This is a genomic window from Rhodoferax sp. GW822-FHT02A01 (genome assembly GCF_038784515.1).
GTDB lineage: Bacteria > Pseudomonadota > Gammaproteobacteria > Burkholderiales > Burkholderiaceae_C > Allorhodoferax.
Genome location: NZ_CP152376.1, coordinates 2,067,376 through 2,084,899, shown reverse-complemented (window position 1 = coordinate 2,084,899; position 17,524 = coordinate 2,067,376). Strand labels below are relative to the sequence as shown.

Sequence of the window (17,524 nt, the reverse complement as noted above, 5' to 3'; positions counted from 1 at the left end):
TCCTTCAGTCAGCAATTCAGGCAACGCTTCCGCCAGCTGCTTCAATAGCAGCCTTGGCACCAGCAGTAGCACCGATACCGGTCAGCTTGATAGCCTTGGTGATTGCGCCGGTGTTGATCACCTTCACAACCTTGGCAATCTCACCCACGGCACCAGCTTGCTTCAAGGTCAACAGATCCACTTCAGCAACGCCCAGGGCTTCCAGGGCAGTCAAAGTGATTTCCGCATTGAACTTCAGCAAATGTGACTTGAAGCCGCGCTTGGGCAAGCGACGATGCATAGGCATCTGTCCGCCTTCGAAACCAACCTTGTGGTAGCCACCGGAGCGGGACTTTTGTCCCTTGTGACCACGACCAGCCGTTTTACCCAGACCGGAGCCAATACCGCGACCAACGCGACGCTTGGCGTGTTTTGCACCCTCTGCGGGTTTGATGTCATTGAGTTCCATCATCAACCTCTTAGAGAACCTTGACCAGGTAGCTGATCTTGTTAATCATGCCGCGCACTTCAGGAGAATCCTTCAGTTCGCTGACGCTGTTGAGCTTACGCAGACCCAGGCCGCGCACGGTGGCACGGTGGGACTCTTTGGTACCAATCGGGCTACGCACCAATTGGACTTTGACGGTTTGTTGTGTAGTCATGTTTGAAATCTCCGATTACGCGAAGAGTTCTTCGACAGTCTTGCCACGCTTGGCAGCCACTTCAGCCGGTGTCGTAGACACAGACAGGGCATCCAGAGTCGCACGGACCATGTTGTAGGGATTGGTAGAACCGTGGCTCTTGGCCACGATGTCGGTGATGCCAACCACTTCGAATACGGCACGCATTGGGCCGCCTGCAATGATGCCGGTACCCTTGGGAGCCGGAGCCATCATGACGCTGGCAGCACCGTGGTGACCCATCACCTTGTGATGGATGGTGCCGTTCTTCAGGGAAACCTTCAGCATGTTGCGACGGGCTTCTTCCATGGCCTTCTGCACAGCAGCAGGAACTTCCTTGGATTTACCCTTGCCCATACCGATGCGACCATCACCGTCACCCACCACGGTCAGTGCAGCGAAGCCGAGAATACGACCACCCTTCACAACCTTGGTGACGCGGTTGATCGCGATCATCTTCTCGCGCAGACCGTCCTCAGGACCCTCGGCCTTACCTTGCATTTTTGCTTGAACTTTAGCCATTTGTGTATTCCGATCTGCTTAGAACTGCAAGCCAGCCGCACGTGCGGCATCAGCCAACGCCTTGACACGGCCGTGGTACGCAAAACCTGCGCGGTCGAATGCAACCTTCTCGATACCAGCAGCCTTGGCCTTCTCAGCCACACGCTTGCCAATGATCTCTGCTGCTGCGACGTTTCCGCCCTTGCCAGTAGCACCCAATGCCTTGCGCACTTCGGCTTCTGCCGTGGAAGCAGAAGCGATCACCTTGCCACCGTCGCCAGAGATAACGCTGGCGTAGATGTGCAGGTTGGTACGGTTCACGGTCAAACGGGCAACACCTTGTGTAGCGATACGGATACGCGTCTGACGGGCTCTGCGAAGACGCTGCTCTTTTTTGGTCAACATGATGCAGCTCCTTATTTCTTCTTGGTTTCTTTGATCGTGATCTTCTCGTCCGCATAACGGATGCCCTTGCCCTTGTAAGGCTCGGGAGGACGAACAGAACGGATCTCAGCAGCAATCTGGCCAACGCGCTGACGGTCAGCGCCCTTGATCAGGATTTCTGTAGGTGTGGGGGTGGCCACCGAAATGCCGGCAGGCATGTCAATGTTCACGGGGTGCGAATAACCCACAGCCAGGTTCAACTTGGCGCCTGTAGCCTGGGCCTTATAACCCACGCCGATCAGGCTCAGCTTCTTTTCGAAGCCTTTGGTCACGCCGACCACCATGTTGTTCACCAGCTGACGCATGGTGCCAGCCATGGCATCTGCTTCGCGGGATTCGTTAGCAGGGGCAAAGCTCAGCTTGCCTGCGTTATTGGCCACATTCACCAGGGTGTTCAGTGTCAATTGCAGAGCGCCACCAGTGCCTTTGACACTGATCTGGCCTGCATTGATGGACACATCCACACCTGCGGGAATGGTGACGGGAAGTTTGCCTACACGGGACATCTTAAATACTCCTCAATGTGGCTTAGGCGACGTAGCACAGCACTTCGCCACCGACACCGGAAGCGCGCGCCTTGCGATCAGTCATCACACCCTTGGGTGTTGTCACGATAGCCACACCCAATCCGTTCTGGACTTGGGGGATAGCATCGCTGCCACGGTAAACGCGCAGGCCGGGACGACTCACACGCTCAATGCGCTCGATCACAGGGCGACCGGCGTAATACTTCAGTGCGATTTGGAGTTCAGACTTTCCACCTTCGGTAGAAACCTTGAATCCGTCGATATAGCCTTCGTCTTGCAGCACTTGGGCAATCGCAATCTTCACTTTGGAAGAGGGCACGGACACTGTCGTCTTTGCCACCATTTGCGCATTGCGGATGCGTGTCAACAGGTCGGCGATGGGATCACTCATACTCATATTGGATTCTCCTGTCGCTTACCAGCTGGCCTTGACGATGCCAGGGATCTCACCGGCAAAAGCCATTTCACGAATCTTTGCGCGTGCCAGACCGAAGTGCTGGAACGTGCCACGGGGACGACCGGTGATGGAGCAACGGTTGCGTTGGCGTGTGGGGTTTGCGTTGCGGGGCAACTTTTGCAGACCCAGACGGGCTGCAGCACGCTCTTCGTCAGAACGCTTTGCGTCACCAGCAATTGCCTTCAGTTCCGCATATTTCTTAGCGTACTTGGCAGCCAACTTGTCGCGTTTGAGCTCGCGCTCGATTAAAGCCATTTTAGCCACAGGTCACCTCAGTTCTTGAACGGGAAACGGAAAGCTGCGAGCAGTGCCTTGCACTCTTCGTCAGTCTTGGCCGTCGTGGTGATGCTGATATTGAGGCCGCGCAAGGCATCCACCTTGTCATATTCAATCTCAGGGAAAATGATCTGCTCTTTGACGCCGATGTTGTAGTTACCGCGACCGTCGAAAGCACGACCAGAGATACCACGGAAGTCACGTACACGGGGCAGAGCCACGGTAACGAAACGATCCAGGAATTCATACATTTGCACGCCACGCAGGGTCACCATGCAACCAATGGCCTGGCCTTCGCGGATCTTGAAACCGGCGATAGCTTTCTTGGACTTGGTTACCACGGGCTTCTGGCCAGCGATCTTGGTCAGGTCGCCCACGGCGTTGTCCATGACCTTCTTGTCGGCGACCGCTTCGCTCACACCCATGTTCAGGGTGATCTTGGTCAGGCGAGGCACTTGCATGGGCGACTTGTAGCCAAACTTGGCTGTCAGCTCAGGCGCTACTTTTTCGCGATAGTGTTGTTGAAGACGTGCCATGCTTATGCCACCTTGATTTCTTCGCCGCTGGACTTGTAAACGCGAACGCGCTTTCCATCCGCCAGCACCTTGATACCAACACGGTCCGCCTTGCCGGTAGCCGCATTGAAGATGGCTACGTTGGATTGGTGGATAGGCATGGTCTTCTCAACGATGCCGCCGGTTGTGCCTTTCATCGGATTGGGCTTGGTGTGCTTCTTCACCAGGTTGATGCCCTCTACGATGACGTGAGAGTCATCCTTGCGCAGGCTGATCTTGCCGCGCTTGCCCTTATCGCGACCTGCGATAACGATGACTTCGTCGCCTTTGCGAATCTTGTTCATGGCGGGTCCTTACAAAACTTCAGGAGCCAGGGACACGATCTTCATGAACTTCTCGGTACGCAATTCACGCGTAACCGGTCCGAAGATGCGGGTGCCGATGGGCTCCAGCTTGGCGTTGAGCAACACTGCTGCGTTGCCGTCGAATTTCACCAAAGAACCGTCGCCACGGCGGATGCCCTTGGCCGTACGAACCACCACAGCGCTGTAGACCTCGCCTTTTTTGACGCGGCCGCGCGGAGCAGCTTCTTTGATGCTAACTTTGATGATGTCGCCAACACTTGCATAGCGACGCTTAGAACCACCCAGCACTTTGATGCACAGGACGGACTTAGCGCCGGTGTTGTCGGCAACTTCCAATCGAGATTCAGTTTGGATCATTTCAAATATTCCCAACTTGCACCTGAATCAACATCTGCCTCATGGCAAACCATCTCATCAAGTCAGTCTTGGGCCCGCTGTCCGCCGCTCAAACCACTCAAGCGACCTTCATTTGGGCAGAACCTTCATACTTTTTCAAGCGAAGCCCACAATTATGCCCACGCTTTTCTGGGCGGTCAACAACTTTTTTCAGGGGACTTGCAAATAGTGGCGCGCCAACTGGATGAAATCGTCCAGTTTGGGGTCCATTCCCGCTTCTTCCTGCAGTATTTGGGCCACGCGCGGCGCCAGTTCTGCCGCCAGCCTGGCGTCCAGGAAGAGCATGCGGCAACGGCGGGCCAGCACATCTTCCACCGTGACGGCGTATTCGTGGCGCGCGGCAAAACGCACCATGGCTTCTGTCAGCCCCGCGGCAAGAACGACGCCAGCCCCCGGCAAAGCCTCCACCAGGTTTTTTTCGCTTCCGTACGAGTGCCCGCCCTCTGCCTGGCTGACCGAGACCGGGGTGAATTCCGACCCGAATTGCGCCCCGACCAGGCGTAAATCCGTGGTCTGACCTTCCGGACGTGCGGGCAACAAGTGCTTTTCTGCACATTTTTTAAGCACATCCTCCGCCATGGCGCGGTAGGTAGTCCATTTGCCGCCGGTGACGGTCACCAGCCCGCTGCGGCTGACAATCACGGTGTGCTCCCGGCTGATGGCTTTGGTGCTTTCGCCGTCCTCATCCTGGGGTTTGACCAAGGGACGCAACCCGACCCAGATGCTCTTGATATCCTTTCGCGTAGGTGCACGCTTCAGGTAGCGGGCCGACTCCTTCAAAATGAACTCCACCTCTTCCGCAAATGGCTGCGGTTCGCGCGCCAGATCATGGCGCGGCGTATCGGTAGTGCCCAGAATGACCTTGCCCAACCACGGCACGGCAAACAACACCCGTCCATCCGAGGTTTTGGGCACCATCAGTGCCGAATTCGAATCCAGGAAGTCCCGGTCCACCACGATGTGCACGCCCTGGCTGGGTGCCACCATGGGCTTGACCGCACGACCACCGCCCGCGCTGTGCGCGGCGCTGTCCATCTCGCGCAGAGAGTCCACCCAGACGCCTGTGGCATTGACCACGCAGCGCGCCTGAACCTGGTACTCCGCACCGCTGAAGGTGTCCTGTGCCACCAGGCCAGAAATCTTCCCCTCCTTATAGAGAAGCTCCTTGACGCCACAGTAGTTGACCAGCAGGGCCCCCTTGGACGCTGCCGTGCGCGCCAGGGCCAAAGCCAGCCGCGCATCGTTGAACTGGCCATCCCAGTACAGAACGCCGCCTTTAAGACCCGCGGTGCGGACCGTGGGCAGTGCCTTGGCAGTGGCGAGCGCACCCAAAAAGCGGGTCTTCCCAAGCCCTGCCTTGCCAGCCAGCACGTCGTACATGGTGAGTCCGGCACCATAGAAAGGCGCTTCCCACCACCGATAGGACGGCACCACAAAGGCCAGCGGCTGCGCCAGGTGCGGCGCGTTGTGCAGCAGCGTGGTGCGCTCGTGCAAGGCTTCGCGCACCAGCGAAATATTGCCCTGGGCCAGATACCGCACCCCACCGTGCACCAGCTTGGTTGCCCGTGATGAGGTTCCCTTGGCAAAGTCGTGCGACTCCAGCACCACCACCTTGAACCCACGCGCCGCTGCGTCCAGTGCCACGCCCAGGCCGGTGGCACCGCCCCCCACAACTGCCAGGTCGTACACCACATCCTCTGCCAGACGTGCCATCAGCTCAGCGCGGTGGGTCAAAAGAGGTGACTGGGGAGTTAGCATGCGTGTTCTTTGAAAGTGGCAGATCTGCCCCGATTATCACGAAAGGAATGCCATGTCTTACCTGCTGGCCCTGGACCAGGGCACATCCAGTTCGCGCAGCATTGTTTTCGATACACGCGGCACGATCCAGGCCATGGTGCAGATGGAATTGCCGCAGATCTACCCCCAACCCGGCTGGGTGGAGCACGATGCCAACACGATTTGGCAGATGCAACGGGCCACCGCCTGCCAGGCCCTGGAGAAAGCGGGCATCACCGCCGCGCAGGTCCACGCCATCGGCATTACCAACCAGCGCGAGACCACCGTGGTCTGGGACCGCAAGACTGGCACCCCGATTCACCACGCCATCGTCTGGCAAGACCGCAGGACAGAGCCGCTTTGCGCCGAGCTGCGCGCCCAAGGTTGGGCGGACCCCATCCGCAGCAAGACGGGCCTGCTGTTGGACGCCTACTTTTCGGGCACCAAGCTCAAGTGGCTGCTGGACAACATACCCGGCGCGCGTGCCCGGGCCGCCAACGGGGAATTGGCCTTCGGAACCGTGGACAGCTGGCTGATCTGGAACCTGACCGAAGGACGGGTCCATGCCACCGACGTGAGCAATGCCTCACGCACCATGCTGTTTAACGTACATACCAACCAGTGGGACACCGAGCTGCTGGCCGCACTGGATATTCCAGTCAGCCTGATGCCTTCGGTTCAACCCAGCGCCTCCCACTTTGGTGAGGCGAGCCCCTCCCAACTGGGTCGCGCCATCCCCATAGGCGGTGTTGCCGGAGACCAGCAGAGCGCGCTGTTCGGTCAGGCCTGCTTTCGCGCCGGCATGACCAAGAACACCTATGGCACCGGCTGCTTCATGCTGATGCACACCGGCACGGCCTTTCAAACCTCGGGCAACGGGTTGATCGCCACCAGCGCTGCCCAAACCACAGCGGCACCGGAATTCGCCCTGGAAGGCAGCGTATTCGTGGGTGGCGCCGTCGTGCAATGGCTACGTGATGGCCTGCACGCCATAGACCACAGCGCACAGGTGCAAGCCTTGGCAGAGAGCGTGCCCGACTCCGGCGGCGTGATGGTGGTGCCCGCCTTTACCGGCCTGGGCGCTCCATACTGGAAGCCCGATGCGCGCGGCTCCATCACCGGGTTAAGCCGGGGCAGCACGCTGGCACATATTGCGCGTGCCGCGCTGGAGAGCATCGCCTTCCAGAGTGCTGCCCTGCTGCAAGCCATGGCACGCGACGCCGCCAGCGCAGGCAGTGCACCCGTATCCGAACTGCGCGTGGACGGCGGTGCCTGCGTCAACAACCTGCTGATGCAATTCCAGGCGGATCTGCTGGGCATTGCCGTGGTGCGCCCCGTCGTGACGGAAACCACAGCACTTGGCGCGGCCTATTTGGCTGGCCTCACCACAGGTGTGTACCAGGGCACGGAAGAACTCAGTGCCCTGTGGCGCGCCGAGCGCCGGTTCGAGCCCACCATGTCCCGTGCGCAGGTGCAAGAACACATGCAACGCTGGGAGCACGCGGTGCACCAAACCATTTTGTAAAACCATTCCCTTTCCACAAGACGATCTGTATGACACAAACCATTGCATTCATAGGCGGCGGCAACATGGCCAGCGCCATCATCGGCGGCCTCATCAAACAGGGCATGACCGCCAGCGACATCCTGGTGGTGGAACCTTATGAAGAAGCACGCACCAAGCTCAAGGAGCTGTTCGGCATAGATGCACTGAGCGCACCCGGCCCCGAACTGGCACGTGCCGGCCTGATCGTGTGGGCCGTCAAACCCCAGACCTTCAAGGACGCCGCTCTGCAAACCAAGGCGTACACCGCCAACGCCTTGCACCTGAGCGTGGCCGCGGGGATTCGCAGCGACAGCGTCGCCGCCTGGCTGGGCAATGAACGCATCATCCGCTGCATGCCCAATACCCCGGCGCTAATCGGCAAAGGCATCACTGCGCTGTATCCGCGCGCCGGGGTCAACGCTGCTGATCGCCAATGGGCGGGGGAAGTGATTGCCACCACGGGCCAGTTCCTCTGGCTGGAGCGTGAAGAGCAGCTCGATGCGGTGACCGCCATCTCGGGCTCCGGCCCGGCCTATATGTTCTATTTCATGGAAGCCATGACCGCTGCCGGGGCAGAAATGGGCTTACCTGCAGAGCAGGCCTACCAATTGGCCGTGGCCACCTTCATCGGCGCGGGCGAGCTGGCGCGGGCATCCACCGAGTCTCCCGAGGTGCTGCGCCAGCGCGTCACTTCCAAAGGAGGCACCACCTATGCAGCCATCACCTCCATGGACGAAAGCGGCGTGAAGGCGCTGTTTGCCAAGGCGCTGCATGCAGCCCGCAACCGCGCCAAGGAAATGGGCGACGAATTCGGCAGCGCTGCCTAGGTTTGTCACACAGGATTCACTCGGAAGGGTGAAGCTGCAACCGCGGCATGTGCCGTGGTTCAGCCCAAAGTGAGTACCTATGAACGACCAGACCATTCTTGACGCGGAAGTTGCGGTGGACGAAGAATTTGAAACCATCGGCGACTACCACCGCATAGCCGCCCACCACTTCACCGTGGCAGCAAAACACCACCTGGCGGCTGCCGATGCCGATGACGAAGGCGACGATGAAGCCAGTGCCCGCCACACCCTGTTGGCCTATCGCCACCAGCTCAATGGCGTGCAAGCCGCCGAAATCGCCACGATGGAAAGCGACACCCTCGAAGACGCGTTCGACGTCCCCGCTGAAGAACTCTAAGACTGGCGCGCCACCGCCTGCCAATAGTCGGGCATGGCGTAATGGTCCTTGAGGAATTCGATCCATAGCCGTACCCGCAGCGGCATGTGCTTGCGCTGCGGGAACACGGCGTAGATGCCATTGGGTGGTGCCGTAAATTCCTCCAATACAGCCACCAATTTGCCTGCTGCGACTTCTGCCTCCACTTCCCAGGTGCTGCGCCAGGCAATGCCATAGCCGGCCAGGCACCAGTCATGTAGCACCTGCCCGTCCGAGCAGTCCAAGGGGCCTGCAGGCTTGAGATAGTTCACCTCACCGCCCGGCATCTGGAAAGCCCAGCCACGCGTTTGCGAGGCGTCGCTGGACAGCGTCAGGCAGTGGAAGCGCGGCAGATCCGCGGGTGAACGGGGCACACCATGGCGCGCCAGATAGTCGGGCGTGGCCACACACAGCCGCCGGTTATCCGCCATACGCACGCTCACCAGTGAAGAGTCCGGCATGTCGCCCACGCGCACGGCACAGTCAAAGCCCTCGCCTGCAATATCTATCACCCGGTCGCTCAGGTTGAGCGAGATGGTGACTTCCGGGTGGCGCTCGTAGAAACGGGGAATGAGCGGCGCCACATGGCGCCGGCCAAAACCCGCCGGCGCCGTGATGCGCAAATGGCCACTGGCCTTGACCCCGCCGGCACTGACGCTGGCTTCGGCGTTGGCCAGGTCCGACAGCAGCCGCTGGCAGTCCTCCAGAAAGGCGCTGCCCTCGTGCGTGAGCGTGATGCGGCGCGTGGTGCGCACCATGAGCTTCACACCCAGTCGCTCTTCCAGCGCGTCCATGCGCCGCCCGATGATGGCCGGGGCCACTCCCTCCACGTGGGCAGCGGCGGTCAGGCTGCCGCGCGCCACCACCGCCACAAAGGACTCCATCTGCTTGAGTTTGTCCTGTGACATGGCTACTCGGGCAACAGGATGCCGTCAGCGCGCATGGCGGCAATGTCCGATTCGGAATAGCCCAAGCCCAGCAGCAGTTCGCTGCCGTGCTCGTCCAACTTGGGCGGGTCCAGGCGCAACCCCAGACGTTCACCATCCAGCTTGAGCGGCAGCAACGGCACCTGCGTCTGGCGCCCGTCGGGCAGGGTCATGGGCGCCAGGCCGCCGGTCTGCTGCAGGTGCGGGTCCTCAAACAGATGCTGCGGGTCGGTGATGGGGGCGAACGGCAGGCCATTCTGTTCAAACACGGCTGCCAGTTCCGCGGCAGTGTGGTGTGCCAGACGCTCGCGCAGCAGGGGTATCAGCCAGGCGCGCGCCAGTACCCGGTCGTTGTTGGTGGTCAGGCGCGTGTCGGCATGCAGGTCGTCAAAGCCGAAGCCCTTGCAGAACACCGCCCATTGTGTGTCGCCCACCACCGCCAAGAAGATCTGCTCCTGGTTGCGCACGCTGAACACGTCGTAGATGCCCCAGGGCGATATCTTCTGCGGCATAGGGTCGGGCGCCTTGCCGGTGATGGCGAACTGCATCATGTGCTGGGCCACCAAGAACACATTGTTCTCAAACAGCGCGGACTCCACTTCCTGCCCCTTGCCGGTGTGCTGGCGCTGCATCAGCGCGGCCATGGCACCGATGGCGCCAAACATGCCGCCCATGATGTCGTTCACGCTGCTGCCCGCGCGCAAGGGGTCGCCGGGGCGCCCGGTCATGTAGGCCAGCCCGCCCATCATCTGCACCACTTCGTCCAGCGCGGTGCGGTGGTCGTAGGGGCCGGGCAGGAAGCCCTTGTGGCTGACGTAGATGAGGCGCGCGTCCAACTTGCTCAGGGTGGCATAGTCCAGGCCCAGTTTTTGCATCGTGCTGGCCTTGAAGTTTTCGCTGACGATGTCGGCGGTGGCAATCAGGCGCAGCACCACCTCCCGGCCCTTGGCACTCTGCAAATCAATGGCCAGGCTCTTCTTGTTGCGGTTGAATAGAGGGTAGAAGCCCGCGCCACTGCCCAGCAGCTTGCGGGTGCTGTCACCGCCCAGGGGCTCGACCTTGATGACCTCGGCCCCCAGGTCTGCCAGCACCATGCCACAGGTGGGGCCCATCACCATGTGGGTGAACTCGACCACGCGGATACCGGCCAGTGGAAGGGGTTTGCTGGGAGTGGTCATGTGCTACTACCTTCTTTTTTGTCACGAATAGATTGATATTTTTCCATATAGTGAATGGATAAGTATCGAATACAGTAGGGCAATCGGTTCAATCTCTCGGTTTTATTTTTCAACAGGGCATTCCATGGCAACCTCCTCCAGCACTCCCCGCACCCAGGTCCATCGCCTGCAGGTGGCAACCAATCTGCACCAGTTCATTGAATCCAAGGTACTGCCCGGAACGGGCGTTACGCCGGAGGCTTTCTGGAAGGGCTTTGACGCCATCGTGGCCGATCTGGCGCCCAAGAACATTGCGCTGCTGGCCGAGCGCGACCGCCTGCAAACCGAGCTGGACGCCTGGCACAAGGCCAACCCCGGCCCCATCACCAACATGCCGGCCTACAAGGCTTTCTTGGAAAAGATCGGCTACCTGGTGGAGCAACCCAAGAAGGTCAAGATCACCACATCCAACGTAGACAGCGAACTCTCCAAACAGGCCGGCCCGCAGCTGGTGGTGCCCATCACCAACGCCCGCTACGCACTCAACGCCGCCAACGCACGCTGGGGCAGCCTGTATGACGCGCTGTATGGCACCGATGTGATCAGCGAAGACAAAGGCTGCGAGAAAGTCGGCCCCAAGGGTTACAACCCCAAGCGCGGCAAGAAGGTCATCGAATACGCACGCCACGTGCTGGACCGCACCGCACCCCTCAAGAAGGGCTCGCATGTGGGCTCCACCGGCTACCGCATCAAGGACGGTCACCTGGTGGTCTCTCTGGCCGAAGGCGGCACGTCCAAGCTCAAGGACAACGACCAGTTGGTCGGCTTCCAGGGCGATGCCAAGAACCCCTCTTCCATTCTGCTGGCGCACAACGGCCTGCATCTGGACTTGCGTCTAGACCGCACTACGGTCATCGGCAAGTCCGACGCAGCCGGCGTGAGTGACCTGGTGCTGGAAGCCGCACTCAGCACCATCCTGGACCTGGAAGACTCCGTGGCCGTGGTCGATGCCGACGACAAGGTGCAGGCCTATGGCAACTGGCTGGGCATTCTGCAAGGCACGCTGGTGGAGTCGTTTGAAAAAGGCGGCAAGGTGCTCACCCGCGGCCTCAACGCCGACCGCATCTACACCGCGCCTAACGGCAAGAAAAAGGTCACCCTGCACGGCCGCTCGCTGATGTTCGTGCGCAATGTGGGCCACCTGATGACCAACCCGGCCATCCTCTACACCGCAGCAGACGGCAGCACCCGCGAAATCCCCGAGGGCATTCTGGACGCCATGGTGACCACCACCATCGCCCTGCACGACCTGCAGCGCACCAAGAAAGACGCCATCCGCAACTCGCGCAAGGGCTCGGTCTACATCGTCAAACCCAAGATGCACGGCCCCGCCGAAGTGGCCTTTGCCGACGAGCTGTTTGGCCGCGTGGAAAAAGTGCTGGGTCTGCCCAAGAGCACCGTCAAGCTGGGCATCATGGACGAAGAGCGCCGCACCAGCGTGAACCTGAGGGCCTGCATTGCCGCAGCCCAAAGCCGCGTAGCCTTTATCAACACCGGCTTCCTGGACCGCACCGGCGACGAGATGCACACCGCCATGCAGGCCGGCCCCATGATCCGCAAGGGCGACATGAAGACCAGCGCCTGGATCAGCTCCTACGAGCGCAACAACGTGCTGGTGGGCCTGTCCTGCGGCCTGCGCGGACGGGCACAGATCGGCAAGGGCATGTGGGCCATGCCCGACCTGATGAAGGCCATGCTGGAGCAGAAGATTGCCCACCCCAAGGCCGGTGCCAACACCGCCTGGGTGCCCAGCCCCACCGGCGCCACGCTGCATGCGCTGCACTACCACCAGGTGCTGGTGAGCGACGTGCAAAAGGGCCTGGAAAAGATCAACGCCAACAAGGAACGCGACACCTTGCTCAATGGCCTGCTGACCATCCCCGTAGCGGCCGCCCCCAACTGGACCGACGCCGAGAAGCAGCAGGAGCTGGACAACAATGCCCAAGGCATTCTGGGTTACGTGGTGCGCTGGGTGGACCAGGGCGTGGGCTGCTCCAAGGTGCCCGACATCCACAACATCGGCCTCATGGAAGACCGTGCCACGCTGCGCATCAGCAGCCAGCACATGGCCAACTGGCTGCACCACGGCGTGGTCAGCAAAGCCCAGATCACCGAGACCTTCGAGCGCATGGCCGCCGTGGTGGACAAACAGAACGCCGGTGACCCGCTGTACCAGAACATGGCTGGCAACTTTGGCACCAGCATGGCCTACAAGGCCGCCACCGACCTGGTGTTCAAGGGCCTGGAGCAGCCCAGCGGTTATACCGAACCGCTGCTGCACGCCTGGCGGTTGAAGGTGAAGGCGGCTGCGTAAGCCTCAGGCGGTAACCAGCCGACGCACCGCGCGGATGTCATCCGGGCCGGTGCGGCAGCAGCCGCCAATCAGCCGTGCGCCCTTGGCTTGCCAGCGGTGGGCTTGCTCTGCGTAGGCTGCGGCCTGTGGGCTGACGCCGGCCCAGACCTTTCCCTCGGCGTCGTAGTGTTCGCCGGAGTTGGGATAGGCCAGCACCGGCTTGCTGGTGTGGGCCTTGGCCTGTTCCACTAGGCTGGCAACATACTCCGGCGCGGTGCAATTCACGCCGATAGCCACGATTTGCGGATAGGCCTCCAGCGCGGCCACACAGTCGGCCAAGCGCTCACCCTGCGCGTTGTGCTCACCGTCTTTGCAGGCAAAGCTGATCCAGGCCACCGTGTCTGGCTGCTCGGCCAGCACATCGGCAATGGCCAGGGCTTCGTCCAGGCACGGAATGGTTTCACAGGCCAGCAGGTCGGCACCCGAGGCGGCCAGCACCTGCAGACGCTCGCGGTGGAAGTTGGCCAGTGCGGCACGGTCCAGGCCGTAGTTGCCACGGTATTCCGAACCGTCTGCCAGCATGGCGCCATAGGGGCCAACGGACGCCGCCACCAAAGGGCGGATGCGACCGACGCGGTTGGCGGGCTCGGCCCAGAAGGCATCGCGTGCCTCCTGGGCCAGCTTGACGGAAAGGCGCATCAGGTCGGCCGCCTGCGCACGGCTCATGCCACGGCGGGTAAAGGCCTCAAAGGTGGCCTGGTAGCTGGCCGTGGTGGCCACGTCGGCACCGGCCAGAAAATAGTCTGCGTGCACGGCGCGAATGAGCTCGGGCTGCTCGATCAGCAGCTTGGCGGACCAGAGCGGATCATTCAGGTTGGCGCCACGGCGTTCCAGCTCGGTAGCCAGTGCGCCGTCCAGCACCATGAGACGGTCGTTTGCGAGAAAGATTTCAATGGGGTTCAACATGCTTGCATTCATTCAAAAACTGGCGGTCAGGTTATCCAAAGCGCATGCATGACGGCTGCAATATGCGCCCCTGAGCCGCGGGCGGGAAGCGCGCAAACGCATAAAGCGGCGGGCTGCGGGCGCCAACGGCTCAATACAGCTTGTGGCGTTTCTCGAACAGGTGCACGCCCGCAGTGATGGTCAGGGTCATGCCCCCATACACCACGCCGGCCAGCACCAGCGCATCGGTTGTGTAGGACTCGTTGGACAGGCGCCGGGCGATGCCGGTGAGGTCAAACACCGTGATGGTGCTGACCAGGGCCGTAGCCTTGAGCAGGGAGACGGCTTCATTGCCCAAGGCCGGGGCTGCAATGCGCAGGGCCTGGGGCAAGACGATGCGCCGCAGCATGTCCAGGCGCCCCATGCCATAGGCCGCAGCCGCCTCCAGCTGACCGTGGGGAATGGCCAGGATGGCGGCGCGCATGTCCTCTGCCATGTAGGCGGCAATATTGAGCGTCAGGGCGATAAGGCCGCAATAGAAGGCGTCTTCAAACAGCACCCAGAAGGGCGATGCACGGACCCATTCGAACTGGCTGAGTCCGTAGTACAGCAGGAACATCTGCACCAGCAGCGGGGTTCCACGAAACGCAGCGCCATAGCCTCGCACCATTCTGCGCACCCAGGGGCCGCCTTGGGTTGCGCCCAATGCCAGCCCCAGCGCCAGCAACAACCCCACCACGGACGACACGGTCCACAGCTCCAGCGTGATGACCAAGCCATCCCACAGTTCGGCGCTGTTGTCGCGCAACACGGCGAGATAGTCGGATAAGAGTGCTTCCATGGGCTAGCGCAGATAGGGACGCTGCGCCCGGCGTTCCAGGGTGGAGACCAGCGGTTCCGTCAGGGCCAGGAGCACAAAGTACATCACGGCCGCAGTGAGCAGAAACAGAAAAGGTTCATGGGACGCCTGCGCCGCCATATTGGATTTCTTCAACAAGTCTTCCAGCCCGACGACGGAAACCAGCGAGGTGTCCTTGAGCAAGGACTGCCACAGATTGCCCAGGCTTGGCAGGGCGATGCGCCAGGCTTGCGGCAAGCGCACCAGGAAAAATGTCTGCACCGGGGTCAGGCCCAGGGAACGCGCTGCCTCCAGTTGCCCGCGCTCCAGCGCCACGAAGCTGCCGCGAAACACTTCGGACGCATACGCGCCCAGCACCAATGCCAGTGACACCACGCCAGCAAAAAATGGGCTGATATCCAGGGCGCCATCCCAATAGGTGTTGATGGCGTTGGACAGGCCAAAGTAACAGACCAGCACGACCAGAAACTCAGGCACGCCACGCAACACGCCAGCCAATACCGCCACCGGGCGGCGCAGCCAGGCATGGCGGCTGAGCTGGCATGCCGCAAACACCAGCCCCAACAGCAGCCCGCACACCAGGGACGTGCAGGCCAGTTGCACTGTCATCAGCGCACCTTGCAGCAACTGGCCTGCATAGGCCTGCAAAACATCCATCACACCTCCAGGGGAGCGTCGTCACAGCCCGCAGGCCGTGACGACGACCCAATTACTTGACCGTGGGGGCAATGCTAAAGGGGAATACCTTTTTGTTCTCTGCCGCAAACGTGCCGTCGGTCAGCACCTTCTTGATGGCAGCATTCAGACGCGCCTTCAACGGGTCGCCCTTGCGCACGGCAATGCCGGTGCCTTCGCCGAACATTTCCACGTCATTCAGCGGCTGGCCGGCAAAGTCAAATCCCTTGGCCTTGCCGGTCTTGACCAGCCACTCATACGCCACGGTGGTGTCGGTCAGCGTGGTTGCGATGCGACCAGCCTCCAGGTCCAGCCAGATGGCATCCTGGTTGGGATAGGACTTGGTGGAAATACCGGACTTGCCCTTGGGCAGACGCTTCTTGAGGTATGTCTCGTGGTTGGAGCCGCTGTACACGCCCACGGTCTTGCCGCGCAAGGTGGCAGGATCTTCGCTGATGCCGGAGCCTGTCTTGGCTACGTATTGCACAGGAGCCAGGGTGAAGAGGTCGGTAAAGTCCACCACCTTCTTGCGCTCGTCGGTGATGGACATCTGTGCCAACACCGCATCGATCTTCTTGGCCTTGAGCGCCGGAATCAGGGCATCGAAGTCCATGGTCACGTATTCGCACTTGGCCTGGATCTGTTTGCAGATCACATTGCCGAGCTCGATTTCCATGCCCTTGAGTTGGCCCGAAGCATCCTTGTATTCAAACGGGGGGTAATCCGACAGGGTGCCTATGCGCACCACATCTTGTGCATAGGCCACGCCTGCGGCCATCAACAAACCACCCAGCAAACTCTTCAAAATCTGACGCTTCAATTTCAATTCCTCCAGATACGGCTGCAACAGCAGCCTCAACCAACCCGATCAAGGGCAACCATCAAGCACGCACAACCCGTCCAAACGCCTATAGGCAGCATGAAGTTGCATATAGACAGCAGTCAGAACGGACTCGCCTAGCTTGACCAAAATTGCGCTTTTGAGGCGCAAAGGAAGCTCAAGTTTCCTAAAAAGAAACGCCGCGGAGCCGCGTTGTTGGTCTGCTTTTTGCAGAAAACCCGCGCCAAATGACCGATAGACGCCGAATGACGTCGCAATCGCCAGTTGCCTACAATGAAACGATGGAAACCACCTTGGACCCGTTCGACCGGAAGATTCTGGAGTTTGTACAACGCGACTGTCAGGTCAACGCGGAAGTAATTGCCGAGGCGGTAGGGCTTTCGGCCTCCGCAGTACAGCGTCGGCTGCGCCGCTTGCGTACCGACAAGGTCATCACCGCCGAAGTCGCCGTCGTTGACCCGCGCTCCTTGGGTCCGCACATGCAGTTCATTGCCGGCATTGAGCTCAAGGACAACTACGAGGCCTTGCCCCGCATCCGTGCCTGGGTCCAAAAAGAACCCGAGGTGCAACAGCTCTTTTACGTGACAGGCGCGGTGGACTTGGTCATGGTCATCCTCAGCAAAAGTGTCAAGGAATACGACGCACTGTCCGCCCGGCTAATGGCGGAGGTACCGCAGGTCATCCGCATGACCACCAACGTGGTGATCGACGCGATGAAGTTCGACATGTACGTACCCGTCAGCGATTGAGGCCCCAAAAAACCGGGCAGCCAACTTGCGTGTCTAGCCCTTGCCCTGCTCGCCAAACGCGAGCTTGTGCAGCTCCACCAGACTCATCAGGGCGGTCACCACCTCGGGCTTGAAGCCCATGCGCTTCTGCCCTTCGTTGTAGCCGTTGAGCACCAGGCCCTGGATGTACTCCACGCAGTCGCGGTGGCCCCAGAATTTTTCGATGGCCAGTGCCACACGTACGTGACGCTCCGCAACTATGGCCAGATTCCAGTCCACACGGGCCTGCAACGGGCGCTCGTGCATAGCCATGGGACGGGTGTCCAATTCCTCGTCCTCCCACTGAAGAGTAGGAAAGCCGACTTCCGGCTTCGG

The 17,524-nt window shown here is 60.7% G+C and carries 23 protein-coding genes; 5 read left to right on the top strand and 18 right to left on the bottom strand.

The genetic code is table 11. The features are described from left to right. Positions 1–16: 16 nt before the first annotated feature. The 11 genes from rplO to AAGF34_RS09810 all read right to left on the bottom strand — a co-directional run bounded on the left by rplO (position 17) and on the right by AAGF34_RS09810 (position 5,898). Positions 17–448: a 50S ribosomal protein L15 gene (rplO, locus tag AAGF34_RS09860; protein ID WP_342620437.1), complete on the bottom strand. Its 432-nt coding sequence runs from the start codon at positions 446–448 to the stop codon at positions 17–19. Between the two features lie 10 nt (positions 449–458). Then, the gene (gene rpmD, locus AAGF34_RS09855; RefSeq protein ID WP_342620436.1) at positions 459–641 is read right to left on the bottom strand and encodes a 50S ribosomal protein L30; all 183 of its coding nucleotides are present in this window, start codon (positions 639–641) and stop codon (positions 459–461) included. A 15-nt stretch (positions 642–656) separates the two neighbouring features. Next, the gene (gene rpsE / locus AAGF34_RS09850) at positions 657–1,181 is read right to left on the bottom strand and encodes a 30S ribosomal protein S5 (protein ID WP_342620435.1); all 525 of its coding nucleotides are present in this window, start codon (positions 1,179–1,181) and stop codon (positions 657–659) included. Between the two features lie 18 nt (positions 1,182–1,199). Then, complete coding sequence (gene rplR, locus AAGF34_RS09845) at positions 1,200–1,565, bottom strand: 50S ribosomal protein L18 (protein WP_342620434.1); 366 nt, start codon at positions 1,563–1,565, stop codon at positions 1,200–1,202. An 11-nt stretch (positions 1,566–1,576) separates the two neighbouring features. Further along, positions 1,577–2,110 (bottom strand): 50S ribosomal protein L6, encoded by a 534-nt coding sequence (gene rplF / locus AAGF34_RS09840; protein ID WP_342620433.1) that lies wholly within the window; start codon positions 2,108–2,110, stop codon positions 1,577–1,579. Positions 2,111–2,132: 22 nt separating this feature from the next. Further along, positions 2,133–2,528 (bottom strand): 30S ribosomal protein S8, encoded by a 396-nt coding sequence (gene rpsH, locus AAGF34_RS09835; protein WP_342620432.1) that lies wholly within the window; start codon positions 2,526–2,528, stop codon positions 2,133–2,135. 18 nt (positions 2,529–2,546) lie between these two features. Then, a complete protein-coding gene (rpsN, locus tag AAGF34_RS09830; RefSeq protein ID WP_313874944.1) occupies positions 2,547–2,852 on the bottom strand; it encodes a 30S ribosomal protein S14 in 306 nt (101 codons plus the stop codon). 8 nt (positions 2,853–2,860) lie between these two features. Continuing rightward, positions 2,861–3,400, bottom strand: coding sequence for a 50S ribosomal protein L5 (gene rplE / locus AAGF34_RS09825; protein WP_342620431.1), 540 nt, complete (start codon positions 3,398–3,400; stop codon positions 2,861–2,863). Between the two features lie 2 nt (positions 3,401–3,402). After that, positions 3,403–3,723, bottom strand: coding sequence for a 50S ribosomal protein L24 (gene rplX / locus AAGF34_RS09820; RefSeq protein WP_342620430.1), 321 nt, complete (start codon positions 3,721–3,723; stop codon positions 3,403–3,405). 9 nt (positions 3,724–3,732) lie between these two features. Beyond that, the gene (gene rplN / locus AAGF34_RS09815) at positions 3,733–4,101 is read right to left on the bottom strand and encodes a 50S ribosomal protein L14 (RefSeq protein WP_007861702.1); all 369 of its coding nucleotides are present in this window, start codon (positions 4,099–4,101) and stop codon (positions 3,733–3,735) included. 189 nt (positions 4,102–4,290) lie between these two features. After that, the gene (locus tag AAGF34_RS09810) at positions 4,291–5,898 is read right to left on the bottom strand and encodes a glycerol-3-phosphate dehydrogenase/oxidase (protein WP_342620429.1); all 1,608 of its coding nucleotides are present in this window, start codon (positions 5,896–5,898) and stop codon (positions 4,291–4,293) included. A gap of 52 nt (positions 5,899–5,950) precedes the next feature. Here AAGF34_RS09810 and glpK point away from each other — a divergent pair, with 52 nt between their 5' ends. The 3 genes from glpK (at position 5,951) to AAGF34_RS09795 (ending at position 8,647) form a co-directional block, all read left to right on the top strand. Then, entirely contained in the window at positions 5,951–7,441 is a 1,491-nt protein-coding gene (gene glpK, locus AAGF34_RS09805; protein ID WP_342620428.1) for a glycerol kinase GlpK, read from the top strand. 29 nt (positions 7,442–7,470) lie between these two features. Continuing rightward, positions 7,471–8,289 carry a pyrroline-5-carboxylate reductase gene (proC, locus tag AAGF34_RS09800; protein ID WP_342620427.1) on the top strand — a complete coding sequence of 273 codons (819 nt, stop codon included), beginning with the start codon at positions 7,471–7,473 and terminating at the stop codon, positions 8,287–8,289. Positions 8,290–8,368: 79 nt separating this feature from the next. After that, entirely contained in the window at positions 8,369–8,647 is a 279-nt protein-coding gene (locus AAGF34_RS09795; RefSeq protein WP_342620426.1) for a hypothetical protein, read from the top strand. Here AAGF34_RS09795 and AAGF34_RS09790 read toward each other — a convergent pair. Both AAGF34_RS09790 and AAGF34_RS09785 read right to left on the bottom strand, forming a co-directional pair. Then, entirely contained in the window at positions 8,644–9,573 is a 930-nt protein-coding gene (locus AAGF34_RS09790) for a LysR family transcriptional regulator (protein ID WP_342620425.1), read from the bottom strand. The genes AAGF34_RS09795 and AAGF34_RS09790 overlap by 4 nt on opposite strands. 2 nt (positions 9,574–9,575) lie before the next feature. Then, on the bottom strand, positions 9,576–10,769 hold the full coding sequence (locus AAGF34_RS09785) for a CaiB/BaiF CoA-transferase family protein (protein WP_342620424.1): 1,194 nt from the start codon (positions 10,767–10,769) through the stop codon (positions 9,576–9,578). Positions 10,770–10,893: 124 nt separating this feature from the next. Here AAGF34_RS09785 and AAGF34_RS09780 point away from each other — a divergent pair, with 124 nt between their 5' ends. Continuing rightward, positions 10,894–13,122 (top strand): malate synthase G, encoded by a 2,229-nt coding sequence (locus tag AAGF34_RS09780; protein WP_342620423.1) that lies wholly within the window; start codon positions 10,894–10,896, stop codon positions 13,120–13,122. Between the two features lie 3 nt (positions 13,123–13,125). Here AAGF34_RS09780 and mmuM read toward each other — a convergent pair whose 3' ends face one another. The 4 genes from mmuM to AAGF34_RS09760 all read right to left on the bottom strand — a co-directional run bounded on the left by mmuM (position 13,126) and on the right by AAGF34_RS09760 (position 16,400). Next, complete coding sequence (mmuM, locus tag AAGF34_RS09775; protein WP_342620422.1) at positions 13,126–14,067, bottom strand: homocysteine S-methyltransferase; 942 nt, start codon at positions 14,065–14,067, stop codon at positions 13,126–13,128. Positions 14,068–14,197: 130 nt separating this feature from the next. Further along, on the bottom strand, positions 14,198–14,887 hold the full coding sequence (locus AAGF34_RS09770; protein WP_342620421.1) for an ABC transporter permease subunit: 690 nt from the start codon (positions 14,885–14,887) through the stop codon (positions 14,198–14,200). A 3-nt stretch (positions 14,888–14,890) separates the two neighbouring features. Then, positions 14,891–15,562 carry an ABC transporter permease subunit gene (locus AAGF34_RS09765; protein WP_342620420.1) on the bottom strand — a complete coding sequence of 224 codons (672 nt, stop codon included), beginning with the start codon at positions 15,560–15,562 and terminating at the stop codon, positions 14,891–14,893. 52 nt (positions 15,563–15,614) lie between these two features. Further along, positions 15,615–16,400, bottom strand: a complete 786-nt coding sequence (locus AAGF34_RS09760; protein WP_342620419.1) for a transporter substrate-binding domain-containing protein — start codon at positions 16,398–16,400, stop codon at positions 15,615–15,617. Between the two features lie 302 nt (positions 16,401–16,702). On the opposite strand from AAGF34_RS09760, the gene AAGF34_RS09755 reads away from it, so the two are divergent. Further along, entirely contained in the window at positions 16,703–17,170 is a 468-nt protein-coding gene (locus AAGF34_RS09755; RefSeq protein ID WP_342620418.1) for an Lrp/AsnC family transcriptional regulator, read from the top strand. 33 nt (positions 17,171–17,203) lie between these two features. On the opposite strand, the gene AAGF34_RS09750 is transcribed toward AAGF34_RS09755, so the two are convergent. Next, the gene (locus tag AAGF34_RS09750; RefSeq protein ID WP_342620417.1) at positions 17,204–17,461 is read right to left on the bottom strand and encodes a hypothetical protein; all 258 of its coding nucleotides are present in this window, start codon (positions 17,459–17,461) and stop codon (positions 17,204–17,206) included. Positions 17,462–17,524: the final 63 nt, after the last annotated feature.

Excerpts from the sequence above, each read along its gene's own strand:
- rplE (WP_342620431.1), bottom strand. The coding sequence starts at position 3,400 with ATGGCACGTCTTCAACAACACTATCGCGAAAAAGTAGCGCCTGAGCTG.
- rpsE (WP_342620435.1), bottom strand. The coding sequence starts at position 1,181 with ATGGCTAAAGTTCAAGCAAAAATGCAAGGTAAGGCCGAGGGTCCTGAG.
- glpK (WP_342620428.1), top strand. The coding sequence starts at position 5,951 with ATGTCTTACCTGCTGGCCCTGGACCAGGGCACATCCAGTTCGCGCAGC.
- AAGF34_RS09765 (WP_342620420.1), bottom strand. The coding sequence starts at position 15,562 with ATGGATGTTTTGCAGGCCTATGCAGGCCAGTTGCTGCAAGGTGCGCTG.
- rpmD (WP_342620436.1), bottom strand. The coding sequence starts at position 641 with ATGACTACACAACAAACCGTCAAAGTCCAATTGGTGCGTAGCCCGATT.
- rplN (WP_007861702.1), bottom strand. The coding sequence starts at position 4,101 with ATGATCCAAACTGAATCTCGATTGGAAGTTGCCGACAACACCGGCGCT.
- AAGF34_RS09780 (WP_342620423.1), top strand. The coding sequence starts at position 10,894 with ATGGCAACCTCCTCCAGCACTCCCCGCACCCAGGTCCATCGCCTGCAG.
- AAGF34_RS09785 (WP_342620424.1), bottom strand. The coding sequence starts at position 10,769 with ATGACCACTCCCAGCAAACCCCTTCCACTGGCCGGTATCCGCGTGGTC.
- rplF (WP_342620433.1), bottom strand. The coding sequence starts at position 2,110 with ATGTCCCGTGTAGGCAAACTTCCCGTCACCATTCCCGCAGGTGTGGAT.
- AAGF34_RS09755 (WP_342620418.1), top strand. The coding sequence starts at position 16,703 with ATGGAAACCACCTTGGACCCGTTCGACCGGAAGATTCTGGAGTTTGTA.
- AAGF34_RS09795 (WP_342620426.1), top strand. The coding sequence starts at position 8,369 with ATGAACGACCAGACCATTCTTGACGCGGAAGTTGCGGTGGACGAAGAA.
- AAGF34_RS09750 (WP_342620417.1), bottom strand. The coding sequence starts at position 17,461 with ATGGCTATGCACGAGCGCCCGTTGCAGGCCCGTGTGGACTGGAATCTG.
- rpsH (WP_342620432.1), bottom strand. The coding sequence starts at position 2,528 with ATGAGTATGAGTGATCCCATCGCCGACCTGTTGACACGCATCCGCAAT.
- proC (WP_342620427.1), top strand. The coding sequence starts at position 7,471 with ATGACACAAACCATTGCATTCATAGGCGGCGGCAACATGGCCAGCGCC.
- rplR (WP_342620434.1), bottom strand. The coding sequence starts at position 1,565 with ATGTTGACCAAAAAAGAGCAGCGTCTTCGCAGAGCCCGTCAGACGCGT.
- AAGF34_RS09790 (WP_342620425.1), bottom strand. The coding sequence starts at position 9,573 with ATGTCACAGGACAAACTCAAGCAGATGGAGTCCTTTGTGGCGGTGGTG.
- AAGF34_RS09810 (WP_342620429.1), bottom strand. The coding sequence starts at position 5,898 with ATGCTAACTCCCCAGTCACCTCTTTTGACCCACCGCGCTGAGCTGATG.
- rplX (WP_342620430.1), bottom strand. The coding sequence starts at position 3,723 with ATGAACAAGATTCGCAAAGGCGACGAAGTCATCGTTATCGCAGGTCGC.
- rplO (WP_342620437.1), bottom strand. The coding sequence starts at position 448 with ATGGAACTCAATGACATCAAACCCGCAGAGGGTGCAAAACACGCCAAG.
- AAGF34_RS09770 (WP_342620421.1), bottom strand. The coding sequence starts at position 14,887 with ATGGAAGCACTCTTATCCGACTATCTCGCCGTGTTGCGCGACAACAGC.
- mmuM (WP_342620422.1), bottom strand. The coding sequence starts at position 14,067 with ATGTTGAACCCCATTGAAATCTTTCTCGCAAACGACCGTCTCATGGTG.